The 16,723-nt window shown below is 72.1% G+C and carries 12 protein-coding genes; 5 read left to right on the forward strand and 7 right to left on the reverse strand.

The window, feature by feature from the left end; genetic code table 11:
* Positions 1 to 75: 75 nt before the first annotated feature.
* The 5 genes from infB (at position 76) to KK483_RS26610 (ending at position 6,205) form a co-directional block, all read left to right on the forward strand.
* Entirely contained in the window at positions 76 to 3,186 is a 3,111-nt protein-coding gene (infB, locus tag KK483_RS26590) for a translation initiation factor IF-2 (RefSeq protein WP_262007737.1), read from the forward strand.
* A gap of 140 nt (positions 3,187 to 3,326) precedes the next feature.
* Positions 3,327 to 3,620 carry a DUF503 domain-containing protein gene (locus tag KK483_RS26595; RefSeq protein WP_262007738.1) on the forward strand — a complete coding sequence of 98 codons (294 nt, stop codon included), beginning with the start codon at positions 3,327 to 3,329 and terminating at the stop codon, positions 3,618 to 3,620.
* Between the two features lie 25 nt (positions 3,621 to 3,645).
* A complete protein-coding gene (gene rbfA, locus KK483_RS26600; protein ID WP_262007739.1) occupies positions 3,646 to 4,113 on the forward strand; it encodes a 30S ribosome-binding factor RbfA in 468 nt (155 codons plus the stop codon).
* Positions 4,110 to 5,012, forward strand: a complete 903-nt coding sequence (gene truB, locus KK483_RS26605; RefSeq protein WP_262007740.1) for a tRNA pseudouridine(55) synthase TruB — start codon at positions 4,110 to 4,112, stop codon at positions 5,010 to 5,012. The genes rbfA and truB overlap by 4 nt, the downstream gene beginning before the upstream one ends.
* 242 nt (positions 5,013 to 5,254) lie before the next feature.
* Positions 5,255 to 6,205 carry a bifunctional riboflavin kinase/FAD synthetase gene (locus tag KK483_RS26610; RefSeq protein WP_262007741.1) on the forward strand — a complete coding sequence of 317 codons (951 nt, stop codon included), beginning with the start codon at positions 5,255 to 5,257 and terminating at the stop codon, positions 6,203 to 6,205.
* A 470-nt stretch (positions 6,206 to 6,675) separates the two neighbouring features.
* On the opposite strand, the gene KK483_RS26615 is transcribed toward KK483_RS26610, so the two are convergent.
* From KK483_RS26615 to KK483_RS26645, 7 genes are all read right to left on the reverse strand, one after another.
* Entirely contained in the window at positions 6,676 to 7,662 is a 987-nt protein-coding gene (locus KK483_RS26615) for an ABC transporter ATP-binding protein (RefSeq protein ID WP_262007742.1), read from the reverse strand.
* A 20-nt stretch (positions 7,663 to 7,682) separates the two neighbouring features.
* Positions 7,683 to 8,705, reverse strand: coding sequence for an ABC transporter ATP-binding protein (locus tag KK483_RS26620; protein ID WP_399014987.1), 1,023 nt, complete (start codon positions 8,703 to 8,705; stop codon positions 7,683 to 7,685).
* On the reverse strand, positions 8,651 to 9,574 hold the full coding sequence (locus KK483_RS26625; RefSeq protein WP_262007744.1) for an ABC transporter permease: 924 nt from the start codon (positions 9,572 to 9,574) through the stop codon (positions 8,651 to 8,653). The genes KK483_RS26620 and KK483_RS26625 overlap by 55 nt, the downstream gene beginning before the upstream one ends.
* Positions 9,571 to 10,641 carry an ABC transporter permease gene (locus KK483_RS26630; RefSeq protein WP_262007745.1) on the reverse strand — a complete coding sequence of 357 codons (1,071 nt, stop codon included), beginning with the start codon at positions 10,639 to 10,641 and terminating at the stop codon, positions 9,571 to 9,573. Before KK483_RS26630 ends, KK483_RS26625 begins: the two co-directional genes overlap by 4 nt.
* A gap of 3 nt (positions 10,642 to 10,644) precedes the next feature.
* On the reverse strand, positions 10,645 to 12,504 hold the full coding sequence (locus KK483_RS26635) for an ABC transporter substrate-binding protein (RefSeq protein ID WP_262007746.1): 1,860 nt from the start codon (positions 12,502 to 12,504) through the stop codon (positions 10,645 to 10,647).
* A gap of 208 nt (positions 12,505 to 12,712) precedes the next feature.
* Positions 12,713 to 15,601: an SCO5717 family growth-regulating ATPase gene (locus KK483_RS26640; RefSeq protein WP_262007747.1), complete on the reverse strand. Its 2,889-nt coding sequence runs from the start codon at positions 15,599 to 15,601 to the stop codon at positions 12,713 to 12,715.
* 297 nt (positions 15,602 to 15,898) lie between these two features.
* Positions 15,899 to 16,711, reverse strand: coding sequence for a hypothetical protein (locus KK483_RS26645; RefSeq protein ID WP_262007748.1), 813 nt, complete (start codon positions 16,709 to 16,711; stop codon positions 15,899 to 15,901).
* Positions 16,712 to 16,723 lie beyond the last annotated feature (12 nt).

Raw genomic sequence — 16,723 nt, forward strand, 5'->3', positions numbered from 1 at the left:
ACTCGATGAGTACGCGATGAGTACGCCCATGAAGTAGCGACGGTCCGGCGGTAACCCGGACCTAAAAGGAGCGAAGTGGCTAAGGTCCGGGTATACGAACTCGCCAAGGAGTTCGGTGTAGAGAGCAAGGCCGTCATGGCCAAGCTCCAAGAACTCGGTGAATTCGTCCGTTCGGCGTCCTCGACGATCGAGGCGCCGGTTGTACGCAAATTGACTGATGCTTTCCAGCAGGGCTCCGGGGCCTCCCCCGCGAAGCGCGCTGCCGGAAAGCCCGCGGCGCCGCGCAAGGCGACGCCTGCGAAGCCCGCCGCGCCCTCCCCGGCGCAGGCGGCGCGTCCCGCTGCCCCCAAGCCCGGCGCCCCGGCCCCCAAGCCGGCCGCTGCCGAGGCTCCCAAGAGTGTTCCCGCGGCCCCGGCACCCGCCCCCGGCCCTCGGCCGACCCCGGGCCCCAAGCCCCCGGCCGCGCCGAAGCCGGCTCCGGTCACCCCGGCCGCTCCGGTTGCTCCGGTTGCACCGGCCGCTCCGGCCGCGCCGGAGTTCACCGCGCCTCCGGCAGCTCCGGCCGCCGGTCCCCGGCCCGGTGCCACTCCCGGCCCGCGTCCGTCCGCCCGCCCCGGTCAGGGCGGCGGTCAGGGCGGTGGCCGTTCCGGTGCCCCGCGCCCCGGCGGCGAACGTCAGGGCCCCCGTCCGGGCGGCCGACCCGCGGGTCCGCGTCCGGGCAACAACCCGTTCACCTCTGGTGGCTCCACCGGCATGGCGCGCCCGCAGGCGCCCCGTCCGGGCGGCGCCCCGCGTCCCGGTGGCGCCGGTGCCCCGGGTGGTCCGCGTCCGCAGGGCGCCGGTCAGGGCGGTCCCCGTCCGCAGGGCGGCGGCCCCCGTCCGACCCCGGGCGGCATGCCGCGTCCGCAGGCTCCGCGCGGAGCCGGTGGCCCCGGTGGCGGCCCCGGTGGTAACCGTCCGAACCCGGGCATGATGCCGCAGCGTCCCGCTGCCGGCCCGCGTCCCGGTCCCGGCGGCGGTGGCCGTGGTCCCGGCGGCCCCGGTGGCCGTCCGGGTGGCGGCGGCGGTGGCGGCGGTCGTCCCGGCTTCGCCGGCCGTCCGGCCGGTCCCGGCGGCGGCGGTCGTCCCGGTGGCGGCGGTGGCGGCTTCGGCGGCCCGCGTCCCGGTGGCGGCGGCTTCGGCGGCGGCCCCGGCGGCGGTGGCGGCGGCGGTCGTCCCGGCTTCGGCGGTCGTCCCGGTGGTCCCGGCGGCCGTGGTGGCACGCAGGGTGCGTTCGGCCGTCCCGGCGGTCCGGCGCGCCGTGGCCGTAAGTCGAAGCGGCAGAGGCGCCAGGAGTACGAGGCCATGCAGGCCCCGTCCGTCGGCGGTGTGATGCTGCCTCGTGGCAACGGCGAGACCGTCCGTCTGTCGCGCGGTGCGTCCCTCACCGACTTCGCGGAGAAGATCAACGCCAACCCGGCGTCGCTCGTCGCCGTGATGATGAACCTCGGCGAGATGGTCACGGCCACCCAGTCCGTGTCCGACGAGACGCTGCAGCTTCTCGCCGGCGAGATGAACTACACGGTTCAGATCGTCAGCCCGGAGGAGGAGGACCGCGAGCTTCTCGAGTCCTTCGACATCGAGTTCGGCGAGGACGAGGGCGGCGAGGAGTTCCTGGTCGCACGTCCGCCGGTGGTGACCGTCATGGGTCACGTCGACCACGGTAAGACGCGACTGCTCGACGCCATCCGCAAGACGAACGTCGTCGCGGGCGAGGCCGGCGGTATCACCCAGCACATCGGTGCGTACCAGGTCTCGACCAAGGTCAACGAGGAAGAGCGCCGCATCACCTTCATCGACACCCCGGGTCACGAGGCGTTCACCGCCATGCGTGCCCGTGGTGCCAAGTCGACCGACATCGCGATCCTCGTGGTGGCGGCCAACGACGGTGTGATGCCCCAGACGATCGAGGCGCTGAACCACGCCAAGGCGGCCGACGTGCCGATCGTGGTCGCGGTCAACAAGATCGACGTCGAGGGTGCGGACCCGACCAAGGTGCGCGGTCAGCTGACCGAGTTCGGCCTGGTGGCCGAGGAGTACGGCGGCGAGACCATGTTCGTCGACATCTCCGCCAAGCAGGGTCTGAACATCGACTCCCTGCTGGAGGCCGTGGTCCTGACGGCGGACGCCGCCCTGGACCTGCGTGCCAACCCGGAGCAGGACGCGCAGGGCATCGCGATCGAGTCCCACCTCGACCGCGGCCGCGGTGCCGTCTCGACCGTCCTGGTCCAGCGCGGAACGCTGCGCATCGGCGACACGATGGTGGTCGGCGACGCGTACGGCCGTGTCCGGGCGATGCTCGACGACAAGGGCAACAACGTCGAGGAAGCGGCTCCGTCGACCCCCGTCCTGGTCCTGGGTCTCACCAACGTCCCGGGCGCCGGCGACAACTTCCTGGTCGTCGACGAGGACCGCACGGCCCGCCAGATCGCCGAGAAGCGCGCCGCCCGTGAGCGCAACGCCGCGTTCGCCAAGCGCACCCGCAGGGTGTCGCTGGAGGACCTGGACAAGGTGCTCAAGGCCGGCGAGGTCCAGCAGCTCAACCTCATCATCAAGGGCGACGCGTCCGGTGCGGTGGAGGCTCTCGAGTCCTCGCTGCTCCAGCTCGACGTCGGCGAAGAGGTCGACATCCGGGTCCTGCACCGCGGTGTCGGTGCGGTCACCGAGTCGGACATCGACCTGGCGACCGGCTCCGACGCCATCGTGATCGGCTACAACGTGCGCGCCGCCGGGCGTGCCACGCAGATGGCCGAGCGCGAGGGTGTGGACGTCCGCTACTACTCGGTCATCTACCAGGCGATCGAGGAGATCGAGGCGGCCCTCAAGGGCATGCTCAAGCCGGAGTACGAAGAGGTCGAGCTCGGCACGGCGGAGATCCGCGAGGTCTTCCGCTCGTCCAAGCTGGGCAACATCGCGGGTGTTCTCATCCGCTCCGGCGAGGTCAAGCGCAACACCAAGGCGCGCCTCGTCCGCGACGGCAAGGTCATCGCGGAGAACCTCAACATCGAGGGTCTGCGTCGCTTCAAGGACGACGTCACCGAGATCCGCGAAGGCTTCGAGGGTGGTATCAACCTCGGAAACTTCAACGACATCAAGGTCGACGACGTCATCGCGACGTACGAGATGCGCGAGAAGCCGCGCGGCTGACGCACACAGTGGTCGGGGCCGGTCGGCGGGACGTAATCCCGTCGATCGGCCCCGGCCGTGCGTGTACGGTTTCATGATGTCCCTGCCAAGAGCGGGCAGGGCGTCTACCTAACCCGTACCGGCGGGACATCCGGACATACATGTTTGTGGGGACGCTGTCCTTCGACCTGCTTCTCGGCGATGTCCGGTCGCTGAAGGAGAAACGCTCCGTGGTCCGCCCGATCGTGGCCGAACTCCAGCGCAAATACGCGGTGGCCGTGGCCGAAGTGGGCGATCAGAACCTCCACCGCAGGGCCGAGATCGGCCTCGCGGCGGTGTCCGGGGATCCGGCACACCTCACAGATGTACTGGACCGGTGCGAGCGCCTTGTCGCCGCCCGGCCGGAAGTGGAGCTGCTGTCGGTTCGACGGCGGCTGCACGGTGACGAAGACTGAGTAGAGCGAAAGAGGAGAAGGACCGGTGGCCGACAACGCGCGGGCCCGCAAGCTGGCCGATCGCATCCAGGTCGTGGTCGCGGAGACCCTGGACCGGCGTATCAAGGATCCGCGGCTGGGCTTCGTCACGATCACGGACGCCCGGGTCACCGGCGACCTGCGGGAGGCCACGGTCTTCTACACGGTCTACGGGGACGACGAGGAGCGCGCCGCGTCCGCCGCGGCGCTGGAGTCCGCCAAGGGCGTCCTCCGCTCCGAGGTGGGCAGGCAGACCGGGGTGCGCTTCACGCCGACGCTGACCTTCGTCCCGGACGCCCTGCCGGACACGGCACGGACCATCGACGACCTGCTCGACAAGGCCCGGGCCAAGGACGCGGAGGTCCGCCAGACCGCCGTGGGCAAGGCCCACGCAGGCGAGGCCGACCCGTACCGCAAGCCGGAGGACGAGGACGAGGGCCGGGACGACGAGGGCGAGGGCGAAGCCTCCGCATGAGCCAGCAGGACAGGACGCCCGACGGGCTTGTCATCGTGGACAAGCCGTCGGGCTTCACTTCGCACGACGTCGTCGCGAAGATGCGTGGAATCGCGCGTACCCGCAGGGTCGGGCACGCGGGCACCCTCGACCCGATGGCGACCGGTGTGCTCGTCCTCGGCGTCGAGAAGGCCACCAAGCTCCTCGGCCATCTCGCGCTGACCGAGAAGGAGTACCTCGGTACGATCCGGCTCGGCCAGAACACGGTCACCGACGACGCCGAGGGCGAGATCACCTCCTCCACGGACGCCTCCGGGGTCGCGCGCGACGCCGTCTACGCGGGCGTCGCCGAGCTGACCGGCGACATCATGCAGGTGCCGTCCAAGGTCAGCGCCATCAAGATCGACGGCAAGCGCTCGTACGCACGCGTACGGGGCGGCGAGGAGTTCGACATCCCGGCCCGGCCGGTGACCGTCTCCTCGTTCCAGGTGTACGACATCCGCGAGGCCGTCGCCGACGACGGGACCCCGGTCGTCGACCTGGTCGTCTCGGTCGTCTGCTCCTCCGGTACGTACATCCGCGCCCTCGCCCGTGACCTGGGCGCCGGGCTCGGCGTCGGCGGGCACCTGACCGCGCTGCGCCGCACCCGCGTGGGCCCGTACAAGCTGGATGTGGCGAAGACACTGGACCAGCTCCAGGAGGAGCTGACCGTCATGCCGATCGGGGAGGCCGCGGCCGCGGCGTTCCCGCGCTGGGTCGTCGACGAGAGGCGTGCCCGGCTGCTCGCCAACGGCGTACGGCTGGACATGCCGGTGTACGAGACCCAGGGGCCGATCGCGGTCTTCGGGCCGGAGGACCGGCTGCTGGCGCTCGTGGAGCAGCAGCACGGCAAGGCGAAGAGCCTGGCCGTCTTCGGCTGAGCCCCGCCGTGTGATGTGCGGTACACCGTGGAGCGGGCACGGCCGCTGCCCGCTCCACGATCCCCCTCGGAAGGGGTCTGTCCGCCACGGTCAACGGATTCACCCCGCCGAACGGGCGCTCGGAGTGAACCGAGGGAGCGTTGGGGGGCGCGTTCGTCGGGCTCCGCGGGCATGGCAGTCTTAGAACTGCTTGATTTGGTCAATGACGGACACAGGTTCGGTTCGGGCGAGGAGCGGTCACAGTGCAGCGCTGGCGTGGCTTGGAGGACATCCCCCAGGACTGGGGACGCAGCGTCGTCACCATCGGCTCCTACGACGGCGTCCACCGGGGGCACCAGCTGATCATCGGGCGCGCCGTGGAGCGGGCCCGCGAGCTAGGGGTGCCGTCGGTCGTCGTCACCTTCGACCCGCACCCGAGTGAGGTCGTCCGCCCCGGCAGCCACCCGCCGCTGCTCGCCCCGCACCACCGGCGCGCGGAGCTGATGGCGGAGCTCGGTGTCGACGCGGTGCTGATCCTCCCCTTCACGTCGGAGTTCTCGAAGCTGTCGCCCGCGGACTTCATCGTGAAGGTCCTCGTCGACAAGCTGCACGCGTGCGCCGTGATCGAGGGCCCGAACTTCCGCTTCGGCCACAGGGCGGCGGGGAACGTGGACTTCCTCGCCGAGCTCGGCCGCACCTACGACTACGAGGTCGAGGTCGTCGATCTGTACGTACGGGGTGAAGCGGGTGGCGGCGAGCCCTTCTCGTCGACGCTGACGCGGCGGCTGATCACCGGTGGCGACGTCGAGGGCGCCGCCGAGATCCTCGGCCGCCCCCACCGCGTCGAGGGCGTCGTCGTGCGCGGCGCCCAGCGCGGCCGGGAGCTGGGCTATCCGACGGCGAACGTCGAGACGCTCCCGCACACGGCGATCCCCGCGGACGGGGTGTACGCGGGCTGGCTCACCGCCGACGGCGAGCGCATGCCGGCCGCGATCTCCGTCGGCACGAACCCGCAGTTCGACGGCACCGAGCGCACGGTCGAGGCGTACGCCATCGACCGCGTCGGGCTCGACCTGTACGGGCTGCACGTGGCCGTGGACTTCCTCGCGTACGTGCGGGGCATGGAGAAGTTCGTGTCGATCGAGGCGCTGCTGGACGCGATCGCGGAGGACGTGAAGCGGGCGCGGGAACTGACCACTGCGTACGACGCGTAGCGCCTCCGGCGGGTGCGGGTGGGGGCGAGTGAGCTTGCCCCCGCTTAGGGGCGCCGTCTGTGGCTGTCCTCAATCGCCGGACGGGCTTCGAGGTGGGGTCGGCGGGTGGGGTGGCGTGTCGTGGCCCCTCCGGGCTCGACTCCTCGGGTGGCGGCGGTCCGGTGAGTTCTGTTGGTGCCCGGTGCCAGCCGCCACCCCCCCCGCAGGGCCGACCCTCCACAGCCCCGCCCCGTGGCATCGTCCCCGGGCGCGAGTTGGGGTGGTCGTGGTCCCATGGCTGGGGCTGTTACCCCCACCCCCTGTTTGTGGGCATTCGTCCGGCAGGGCGAGCGAAGCGAGATGGGGGCACCCCCAGGCGAAGCTCTGGGGGAGGTTGGGCACAAACCCGCCCACCGGGCCGCAGGCGTCCGTGAATGCTCAGGCGCCGCGCATCCGGGGCGTTGGCCCACCGGGCCGACGGGCCGTGCCCGTCAATGGGTGGCCCAGTGGCAGGCAACGTCGGCTGGGCCCGCGCCCGGGAGGACCGGGAGGTCCTCGCCGCGGCAGCGGGCCGCGACGCCCGCCGTCTCCGCCTCGCCCGACGCGAGGACCTGGCAGCGGGCGTGGAAGCGGCACCCCGAAGGAATCCGGGTGGGGTCCGGGGGCTCCCCGGTGAGGACCACCGGGAGATCGGCGGACTCCGGCAGCACGGACAGCAGCGCCCGCGTGTACGGGTGCCGCGGCGCCGTGAGGACCTCCTCCACCGGGCCGGTCTCCACGATCCGGCCCAGGTACATCACCGCGACCCGGTCCGCGATGTTCCACGCAAGCCCCAGGTCGTGGGTGACCACCAGCGCGGAGAGGTCCAGTTCGTCCCGCAGCCGCAGCAGCAGCGCGAGGATCTCTCCCCGCACCGACGCGTCCAGCGACGCCACCGGCTCGTCGGCGACGATCAGTTCGGGCTGGAGGACCAGTGCGCCCGCGATGACGACGCGCTGGCGCTGGCCGCCCGACAGCTCGTGCGGGTAACGCAGGAAGAAGCGCTCCGGCGGACGCAGCCCCGCCCGGGACAGCGCCTCCGCGACCGCGGCGCGCTCGTCGCCGGCGTAGCCGTGGATCCGCAGCCCCTCGGCGACCGCGTCGTACACGGTGTGCCGTGGATTGAGCGATCCGCTCGGGTCCTGGAGGACCAGCTGCACCCGCCTGCGATACGCCCGCAGCGCCTTCGAGCCGTACGACAGCGGCGCCCCGCCGAACGTCACACGCCCCGCCGTCGGTTCGACCAGTCCGAGCAGCGCCCGCGCCAGCGACGTCTTGCCGCAGCCGGACTCGCCGACGAGCGCCACGATCTCGCCGGCGCCGATGTCGAGATCGACCCCGTCGACGGCGCGCGCCGCCGGGGCGCCCCGGCGGCCGGGGAACGTGACCCGCAGGCCGGCCGCCGACAGCAGGGGAGTTGTGGCCGGAGCCGTGGTCATGGGGGACTCCTCGATGCTCGTCACGCTTCCACCGCCGCCCCGACGTGCACGCATGCGGCCCGCCTGTCCGCACCGGCGCCGCGCAGCTCCTGGTCGTCCTCGGCGCACGAGTCGAGTGCCACCGGGCATCGCGGGTGGAACGCGCAGCCGCCCGGCAGCGCCGAGGGGTCCGGCGGGTCGCCCGGCAGCCCCCGCGGGGCCCGCCGGGACGTCGCGTCCCCGACGCGGGGGAACGCGGCGGAGAGCGCCCGGCCGTAGGGGTGCGCCGCCGCGTCGTAGACCTCGCGCGCCGGGCCCTCCTCCACGACGCGGCCCGCGTACATCACGGCGAGCCGGTCGCAGGTGTCCGCGAGCACGGCGAGGTCGTGGCTGATCATCAGCAGGCTGATGTCGTCGGATGCGACGAGCTGCTCGATCAGCCGCAGGATCTGGGCCTGGATCATGACGTCCAGTGCCGTCGTCGGCTCGTCGGCGACGATCAGCCGGGGTTCGCAGGCGAGCGCCATGGCGATCATCACGCGTTGCCGCTGCCCGCCCGACAGCTCGTGCGGATACGCCTCCGCGCGTGCGGTGGGCAGGCCGACCTGTTCGAGCAGTTCGCCGGCCCGCCTGCGTGCCGCGCCCGGGGTGCCGCGCCCGTGCACCAGCAGCGGCTCGGCGATCTGCTCCCCGATCCGGTGCACGGCGTTGAGCGAGTGCATCGCGCCCTGGAAGACGATCGAGGCACCCGCCCAGCGCACCGCCCGCAACCGCCCCCACTTCATGGTGAGGACGTCCTCGCCGTCGAGCAGGATCTCACCGGACAGCCGGGCCGACGCCGGTAGCAGCCGCAGCAGGGCGAGCGCCAGGGTGGACTTGCCGCACCCGGACTCGCCGGCGATGCCGAGCTTGCTGCCCGCGTCGACCGTCAGGCCGACGCCCCGCACGGCGGGGACGGCCGAGGCCCCCGAGCCGTAGGTGACATGCAGGTCCCTGATCTCCAACAGGCTCACCGGGCCACCCCCAGCTTCGGGTTGAGCACGGACTCGACCGCCCGCCCGCACAGCGTGAACGCGAGCGCGACCATCGCGATCGCGATGCCGGGCGGCGCGAGGTACCACCAGTGCCCGGAGGAGACGGCCCCCGCCTCCCGGGCGTCCTGGAGCATGCCGCCCCAGGACACCACCGTCGGGTCGCCGAGCCCGAGGAAGGCGAGCGTCGCCTCCGTCAGGATGGCCGTGGAGATGCCGAGAGTCGTCTGGGCGAGGACGAGCGGCATGACGTTCGGCAGGACGTGGCGGCTCATGATGTGCCCGTGTCCGCCGCCGAGCGCCTTCGCCCGCTCGATGTAGGGGCGCGACTCGACCGCGATCGTCTGCGCGCGGACCAGCCGGGCCGTCGTCGGCCAGGACGTGACGCCGATCGCCAGGATCACCGTCCACACGCTCCGCGACATGACCGTCGCCAGCACGATGGCGAGCACGAGGGCGGGCATCACCAGGAACCAGTCGGTGGTGCGCATGACGACCGTCGAGATCCAGCCGCCGTAGTGGCCGGCGAGAATGCCGACGAGGGTGCCGATGGCCACCGACAGCGCGGCGGCGAGCAGCCCCACGGTGAGCGAGATCCGCGCCCCCCAGATCAGCAGTCCCAGCAGCGAGCGTCCGAACTGGTCCGTCCCGAGCGGGAACGCGGCGCTCGGCGACTCCAGTGCGGTGCCGGGCGCGTTGGTGACGCTCTGGACGTCGGCACCGACGAGCAGCGGGGCGGCGAGCGCGACCAGGGCGATGACCGCGAGTCCGGCGAGGCCCGCGAGCCCGGCCCGGTGCCTGCGGTACTGGCGCCAGAAGCGGGCCACCGAGGCCCGGCGCCTGGCCCACGCGAGTGAGCCGGCGCTGCGCGTGCGCGTGGGGGCGGTCGGCGTGGTCGTCATCGGCCCACCCTCGGGTCGAGCAGCGGATACAGGACGTCGGCGAGCAGGTTCATGATGATCATCGCCCCCGCGAAGACGACGAACAGTCCCTGGACGAGCGGCAGATCGGGCACGCTCAGCGCCTGGTAGAACAGTCCGCCGAGCCCCGGCCAGGAGAAGACCGTCTCCACGAGGATCGAACCGGCCGCCACATGCCCCAGATTGATGAAGACCATGGTCACGGTCGGCAGCAGCGCGTTGGGCACGGCATGGCGGCGGCGTACGTCGTCGTCCCGCAGTCCCTTCGCCCGCGCGGTCGTCAGATAGTCGCTGCCCATTTCGTCGAGGAGCGAGGACCGCATGACCAGGAGCGTCTGCGCGTACCCCACGGCGACCAGGGTCAGGACGGGAAGCACCATGTGGTGTGCCACGTCGAGGACGTACGCGAAGCCGGTCTCGCTGCCCGACTCCATGCCGCCCGTCGGAAAGAGCCCGGGGAGCGGGCCGATGCCGACCGCGAAGACGATGATCAGGAGCAGGCCGAGCCAGAACGACGGCACCGACCACAGGGTCAGCGCCACGCCCGTGTTGAGCTTGTCGCCGAGACCGCCGTGCCGCCAGGCGGAGCGGGTGCCGAGCCACAGCCCGATCGCCGAGTAGACCACCACGGCGACGCCCGTGAGCAGCAGCGTCGCCGGGAGCTTCTGTGTGATGAGCTCCCCGACGGGGGCGTGGAACTGGTACGACGTCCCGAGGTCGCCGGTGAGCGCGGCGGCGCAGTAGTCCGTGAACTGCTGCCACATCGGCAGGTCGAGGCCGAACTGGCGGCGCAGCGTGGCCAGTTGCTCGGCCGAGGTCGGCATCCCGTGGGTCATGGCCTTGACCGGGTCGCCCGGGATGATCCGGAAGAGGAAGAAGCTGGTGACGAGGACGGCGAACAGCGAGACGGCCGCACCGCCCAGCTTGCCCGCCGCGTATCGCAGATACGCGGTCGTGTTGCCGCCGCGCGCGGCGCGGGCGTCCGGGGATCCCGGAGCCCGCGTCGCGGCGGCAGCGGTCGTGGTCGTGCTGCTTGCGGTGCTGCTCATCGGCTATTCACGGTCCTCCGCGGTGGCACGGCGGCGCCGGGCGACGAGGAGGCCGGCGGCGGCCACGACGACGACGGCGGCGCCGATGCCCACGGCCACGGCGGTCGAGGAGCCGCCCTCCGACGCACCGGCGGCCTTGCCGGCCGGCTCGGCGGACCACCAGCTCCAGTAACCGTCCTGGCCGAAGATGTTGCCGGCGGCCTCCGGCATGGTCGTGATCGACTTGATGTGGTCCGTACGGTACGCCTCGACGGCGTTCGGGTACGCCATGACATTCATGTACCCGGTCTCGTACAGCCGGGACTGCATCTGCTTCACCAGTTCGGAGCGCTTGGCCTGGTCGTACTCGACGGCCTGCTTGGCGTAGAGCTCGTCGAACGCGCTGTCGCAGATGAAGTTGTCCGTCGCACCGATGTCCTTGGGCGTGGCGGGCCGGGCGGCGCAGGTGTGGATGGAGAGGACGAAGTCCGGGTCGGGGTTGACCGACCAGCCGTCGAACGCCAGGTCGTAGTCGCCCTTGACCCACGGGTCGGAGACGTTGTCGAGGCAGTCGACCCGCAGGCCGATGCCGAGCTCGCCCCACCACTCCTGGAGGTACTTGCCGATCGCCTTGTCGTTCGGGTCGGTGGCGTGGCAGAGGATGCGGAAGTCCAGCGGCTTGCCGTCCTTGCCCACGCGCTTGCCGGTGCCGTTCTTCTTGTAGCCGGCCTGGTCGAGGAGTGCCGCCGCCTTCGCCGGGTCGTAGCCGATCCTCTGTTCGGCGGCCGGCTTCCAGAAGTACGAGGCGAAGCGCGGCGGAATGTACCCCTCGCCCTCGACGGCGTGGCCCTGGAACACCTTGTCGATGATGGTCTTGCGGTCGACGGCGTGGAACAGCGCCTTGCGGACGGCCGGATCGAGCAGCGCCGGATGCCCCGTGCCGAACTTCTTGCCGTCCTTCGACTGCGCACCGGGGTTGGTGGCCAGGGCGAAGAACCGACGGCCGGGAGCGTCGTTGACCTTGATGCCCTCGGCGTTCCTGAGCGAAGCGGCCTGGGCGGGGGTGAGGTTGGAGACGAAGGACACCTCGCCCTTCCGGAGCGCCGCGACCGCCGCGTCACCGTCCTTGTAGTACTTGAACACCAGCTCGTCGAACTTCGGTTCGCCGCGCCAGAACTTCTTGTTCGGCGCGAGCTTGACGTACTGGTCGACCTTGAAGTCCGTGAGGATGTAAGGCCCGTTGCCGACGACCGGGAAGTCCTTGTCGTTGTTGAACTTCGAGAAGTCGCCGACCTTCTCCCAGACGTGCTTGGGCACGATCGGCACGTCGAGGGCCGTCATGGTCGCCTGCGGCTTCTTCAGCTCTATGACGAGCGTCTGCGGGTCCGGGGCCGTGACCTTCCTGAAGTTGGCCGTGAAGCTGCCGTTCGCGGTGGCGGCGTTCTCGTCCGTCATCATCTTGTTGAAGGTCCAGGCCGCGTCCTCGGCGGTGGCCTCCTTGCCGTCGGACCAGGTGGAGTCCTCGCGGATCGTGTACGTCCACGTCAGCTTGTCCGGGGACGACTTCCACTCGGTGGCGAGGCCCGGGACCGTATGGCCGTCCTTGACGTCGTAGTTCGTCAGGTAGTCGTACATCAGCCGGTGGATGCTGGTGGAGAGGAGCCGCGCAGCGAGGAACGGGCTGAGGGAGTCCACGCTCTGCGAGACGGCGACGGTGAGGACGTTCTTGCCGCCGTTCCTGCCGTCCTGTTCGCCGCCGTCGTCCGCCTGGGCCTGCTGCGGGGCGACCACGAGCGCGGAGGCCGCGAGTCCGGTGGCGAGGAGCGTGCGGACGAATCGGTGGTGCGGTTGCCGTGCGCTGGGTGATGGAGCCTTAGTGACCATGAGACGTTGACCTCGCGTCGGTTGCTCGCTCGGAGAAGGCACGTGGATCTTGGGGCGCCCACTGGTGAAGCGAAGGTCTATCAGCGCGGTCTAGACGTGTCAACGATGCCTTGGCGGAGCGTCAAACCCCTTGTGGGCTGCGGGAATGCGGAAGGGCCCGCGCCGCCGGAAGCGGTGCGGGCCCTCATTGGTCTATACCCTTGTCGCCCTACTGCTGGGGGGCTGGCGGCGCCTGCGGAGGCTGCTGCGCGGGCGGCTGGTGGGGATAGCCGTAGCCGGCGGGCGGGACGGGGCCCGGCTGGCCTTGCGCCGGCTGGTCGGGCTGTCCTGGCATCGACTGTCCCGGCATCGGCTGTGCCGGCATCGGCTGTGCCGGGGGAGGGCCGGCCGGGCTCGCCGCGGACTGGGCCTGGGACGGCAGCGACTGCTGCCAGGGCTGCTGGACCCCCGGCTGAGGCTGCGGCGGGTACGGCTGCTGCTGTCCGCCGTACGGAGGCTGCCCGCCGTAGGGAGGCTGCTGCGGCGGGTACGGCTGGTGCCCGCCGTACGGCTGCTGCGGGTTCGGTGCGTACGACTGGCCCGGCATCGGCGGCGCCAAGTGCGGCGGCTGGTGGCCCTGGCCCTCCGACGTCCACAGCCCCTGCGCCTGCTGCGCCCGGACGAAGTCCTCGGCGACCATCGCGGAGAGGTTGAAGTACGCCTCGCGGGTCTTCGGCCGCATCATGTCCAGGTCGACCTCGGCGCCCGCCGACAGGTGCTCGTCGAACGGCACCACGACGACACCGCGGCAGCGCGTCTCGAAGTGCTGCACGATGTCCTCGACCTTGATCATTTTGCCGGTCTCGCGGACGCCCGAGATCACCGTGATCGATCGCTGCACCAGCTCCGCGTACCCGTGTGCCGACAGCCAGTCGAGCGTGGTGCTCGCGCTGCTGGCTCCGTCCACGGACGGGGTGGAGATGATGATCAGCTGGTCGGCGAGGTCGAGCACCCCGCGCATCGCGCTGTAGAGCAGGCCGGTACCGGAGTCGGTGAGGATGATCGGGTACTGCTTGCCCAGGACGTCGATCGCGCGCCGGTAGTCCTCGTCGTTGAACGTCGTCGAGACGGCCGGGTCCACGTCGTTGGCGATGATCTCCAGACCGGAGGGCGCCTGCGAGGTGAAGCGGCGGATGTCCATGTACGAGTTCAGGTACGGGATCGCCTGCACGAGGTCGCGGATGGTCGCCCCGGTCTCGCGGCGCACCCGGCGGCCGAGCGTGCCCGCGTCCGGGTTGGCGTCGATCGCCAGGATCTTGTCCTGCCGCTCGGTGGCCAGGGTCGAGCCGAGCGCGGTGGTCGTCGTGGTCTTGCCGACACCGCCCTTGAGGCTGATGACCGCGATCCGGTAGCAGGACAGCACGGGCGTGCGGATCAGATCGAGCTTGCGCTGCCGCTCCTGCTCCTCCCGCTTGCCGCCCAGCTTGAACCGTGCGGCCGCCCCGGAGGGGTTACGGCTCGACTTGGGCTTCTGCTTGTTGTTGCGCAGCAGACGGTCGGAGGAGAGCTCGACGGCCGCCGTGTAGCCGAGCGGGGCGCCCGGCACGGAACGCTCCCGCTGGTCGTGCGTCACCGGCGTGGGCCAGGCGGCCCCGGTTCGCGGGTCGACGGGAGCGGCGGGCGGCTGCTGCCCCTGCTGCGCGGGGAGGTGCGGCGCGGGCATTCCCGGCTGCGGCTGGTGAGGCTGCTGCGCGGGCGGCACCGGTCCCGGCATGGCGGGCGGCAGCGGGACTCCGGGCTGTGCGGGCTGGCCGGGGTGCCCCGGCTGTGCAGGCTGGCCCGGGTGGGGGAATCCGTAGCCGCTGGGCTGTGCGGGCTGTCCTGGCTGGGGGAAGCCGTAACCGCCCTGCTGTGCGGGCAGGTTGGGCGCGGCGGGGGCCTCGGGTGCCGGGTGTGCAGGCTGGCCGGGGTACCCCGGCTGTGCAGGCTGGCCCGGCTGCGGGAATCCGTAGCCGCTGGGCTGTGCCGGCTGACCCGGGTGGGGGAAGCCGTAACCGCCCTGCTGCGCGGGCAGATCGGGAGTGGCACCGGCCGTCGGTGCGGGGAGGGCGGGACTGTCCGTCGCCTGTGCCGGTACGGGCCACTGCGGCGCGGCCGTCGGGGCGGCCGGCTGGAACGCGGGCGGCAGGGGCGGCAGCCCCGTGCCCGCAGCGGCCGGTGGGGGAGCCCAGGTCTGGGCAGCCGCCGGAGCGGGCGGGGTGTCCTGGGGTACGGGCTCGGCAGGCACGGCGTCGGCGGGCACCACGTCGGCGGGCGCGGAGTCGGCCGGGACCGCGTCCTCGGGAGCGGACCCGGCCTCGCCGGCACCGGCGTCGGCTTCCGCCACGCTGTCGGCGTCGTCGGTGCCGTCGGTGACCTGACCGGCGGCAGCATCCTCGGGCGCTGCGGTGGCTTCGGCGGCGGCGTCCCCGGACGTCTCGTCCACCGGGGCCGCGTCGTCGGTGCCGTCGGCGGCCCCCGACGAGGCGGCCGCTTCACGCTCCGCGATCTCGCGCTTCAGCGCCGCGGGAGAGAAGCGCATCGTCGCTCCGCTCTCCAGGTCCCCGCCGCCGAACGGCTGCGGCGCAGCGGCACCCGAATCGGTGGCGCCCGCGTCCGCGGCGCCCGGGTCCGCAGGAACCGCCGGAGGCACTGGAGCGGCGGGCGCGGGATCAGGAACCGCAGGAACTGCCGGAGCTGCCGGAGCTGCCGGAACGGGCGGCGCCGACGCAGGGTCAGGAGAGGACGGCGAGGCGGACGCCGCGGGTGCCGGTGCCGGTGCCGGTGCCGGAGCGGGTGCCGGAGCGGGTGCCGGAGCGGGTGCCGGAGCGGGTGCGGGCGCCCAGTTGGGCTCGAAGCCGCTGCCCGCGGGCAGCCCGGGCACCGCTATCGGAGCCCCGGACGGCGGCGGAGGCGCCACGCTCTGCCCGCCGGTCTCCCCGGGCGCATTCTGCGTGTACCAGGCCGGCGGGGTGTAGTCGATGGTGAACTCACCCGTCATCTCGGCGGGCTCCGCGTCGGACTGATCGTCGACGGGCGTGTTCCAGCCCCCGCGGATCTCGTCCCGATCGCCGTTCACTTTGCCTCCTGTGGTCGAGCACCCTTGTGCCGTGGTGGGTGGGGGCGACCGTAACCGTCGTCCGATCCGCCGCCCGGCTCTCCCCCTTGTGACGCCCGGCACCTGCCCGCGGGTTCTTCGCCCCCGGGCTCTGGCCGCGCCCACTCCCAGCCTAATCGTCAACGGTGTCAGTGCGGCAGGGCAGACCGGTCGCCTTCGGCCGTCCCGTGCGTCACGCCCCGCCCTCACATGACGGTGAAGTGACCACAACGGGGCGAACTGTGGCGAGCGAATCGGTCAAAACCGCATGGACCCGGGTCAGTCCATTCGGCGTGCGGCGCCCAGCAGTCCGGTCTCGGCGTCCGTGGCCTGGGTCATGACGAACTGACGGTCACTCGCCGTACACCACAACGTCACACCATCGGCGAGAGTGGAGAGTGCCTCCGTCTCGGCCCCCGACAGATTCATGATGCGGCCCACTTGCGCGGCCTCGTCGGGGGAGACCCGCTGGATGCCGACCAGGGCCGACTTCTCCATGAGCCGCGGTGCCACCGGGCTGAGATAGGGCAGCAGCGTCACCACCGACTGCCAGGGGCCCGACACGACCCGGCCGCGCGGCGGCCGCATCCCGCAGTCGCGCACCACGACGACCGGACTGCCGGCCGAGGCGCCCTGCGGCGGCACCCGGCCCACGTCGTGCAGGGTGATGCACGGCTGCCCGCCGCCCGCGGCCTGCGCGAGGCTCGTCCAGGCGGGGCCGCGGCCGGTCTCCACCGTGACCCGGGCACCCGTCGCGGCCGCGCGCAGCGCCAGCACCTGCGCCGTCCACAGGCCGCCGATCAGCGTGATGTCGTACGCCGTGGGCCTGTTGATGCCGAGCACGGCGGGCCGCCCCTCGGCGTCCACGCCGATCACCGTGCCGTCGTCGCCGACCGGCAGGGCCAGCGCGTCCAGTTGCTCCACCGCGACGGCGTGGCGGTCGCGGCGCGGCCCGATCAGCCCGAAGCCGATACGCGGCCTGCCGCCGCGCCCGCTCCGTACGGATGCGGTCCGGGCCGGCGAAGGACCGGCGGACTGCCTCGCCCCCAGCGGGCCCGTGGAGGGAACACCCGCAGATACACCTGCGGGCATACCCGCAGGAAC

The sequence above is a fragment of the Streptomyces sp. FIT100 genome, from assembly GCF_024584805.1.
GTDB lineage: Bacteria > Actinomycetota > Actinomycetes > Streptomycetales > Streptomycetaceae > Streptomyces.

Coding starts and splice junctions, on each gene's coding strand:
- KK483_RS26615 (WP_262007742.1), bottom strand. CDS start 7,662: ATGACCACGGCTCCGGCCACAACTCCCCTGCTGTCGGCGGCCGGCCTG.
- KK483_RS26625 (WP_262007744.1), bottom strand. CDS start 9,574: ATGACGACCACGCCGACCGCCCCCACGCGCACGCGCAGCGCCGGCTCA.
- KK483_RS26630 (WP_262007745.1), bottom strand. CDS start 10,641: ATGAGCAGCACCGCAAGCAGCACGACCACGACCGCTGCCGCCGCGACG.
- KK483_RS26595 (WP_262007738.1), top strand. CDS start 3,327: ATGTTTGTGGGGACGCTGTCCTTCGACCTGCTTCTCGGCGATGTCCGG.
- truB (WP_262007740.1), top strand. CDS start 4,110: ATGAGCCAGCAGGACAGGACGCCCGACGGGCTTGTCATCGTGGACAAG.
- KK483_RS26635 (WP_262007746.1), bottom strand. CDS start 12,504: ATGGTCACTAAGGCTCCATCACCCAGCGCACGGCAACCGCACCACCGA.
- KK483_RS26645 (WP_262007748.1), bottom strand. CDS start 16,711: ATGCCCGCAGGTGTATCTGCGGGTGTTCCCTCCACGGGCCCGCTGGGG.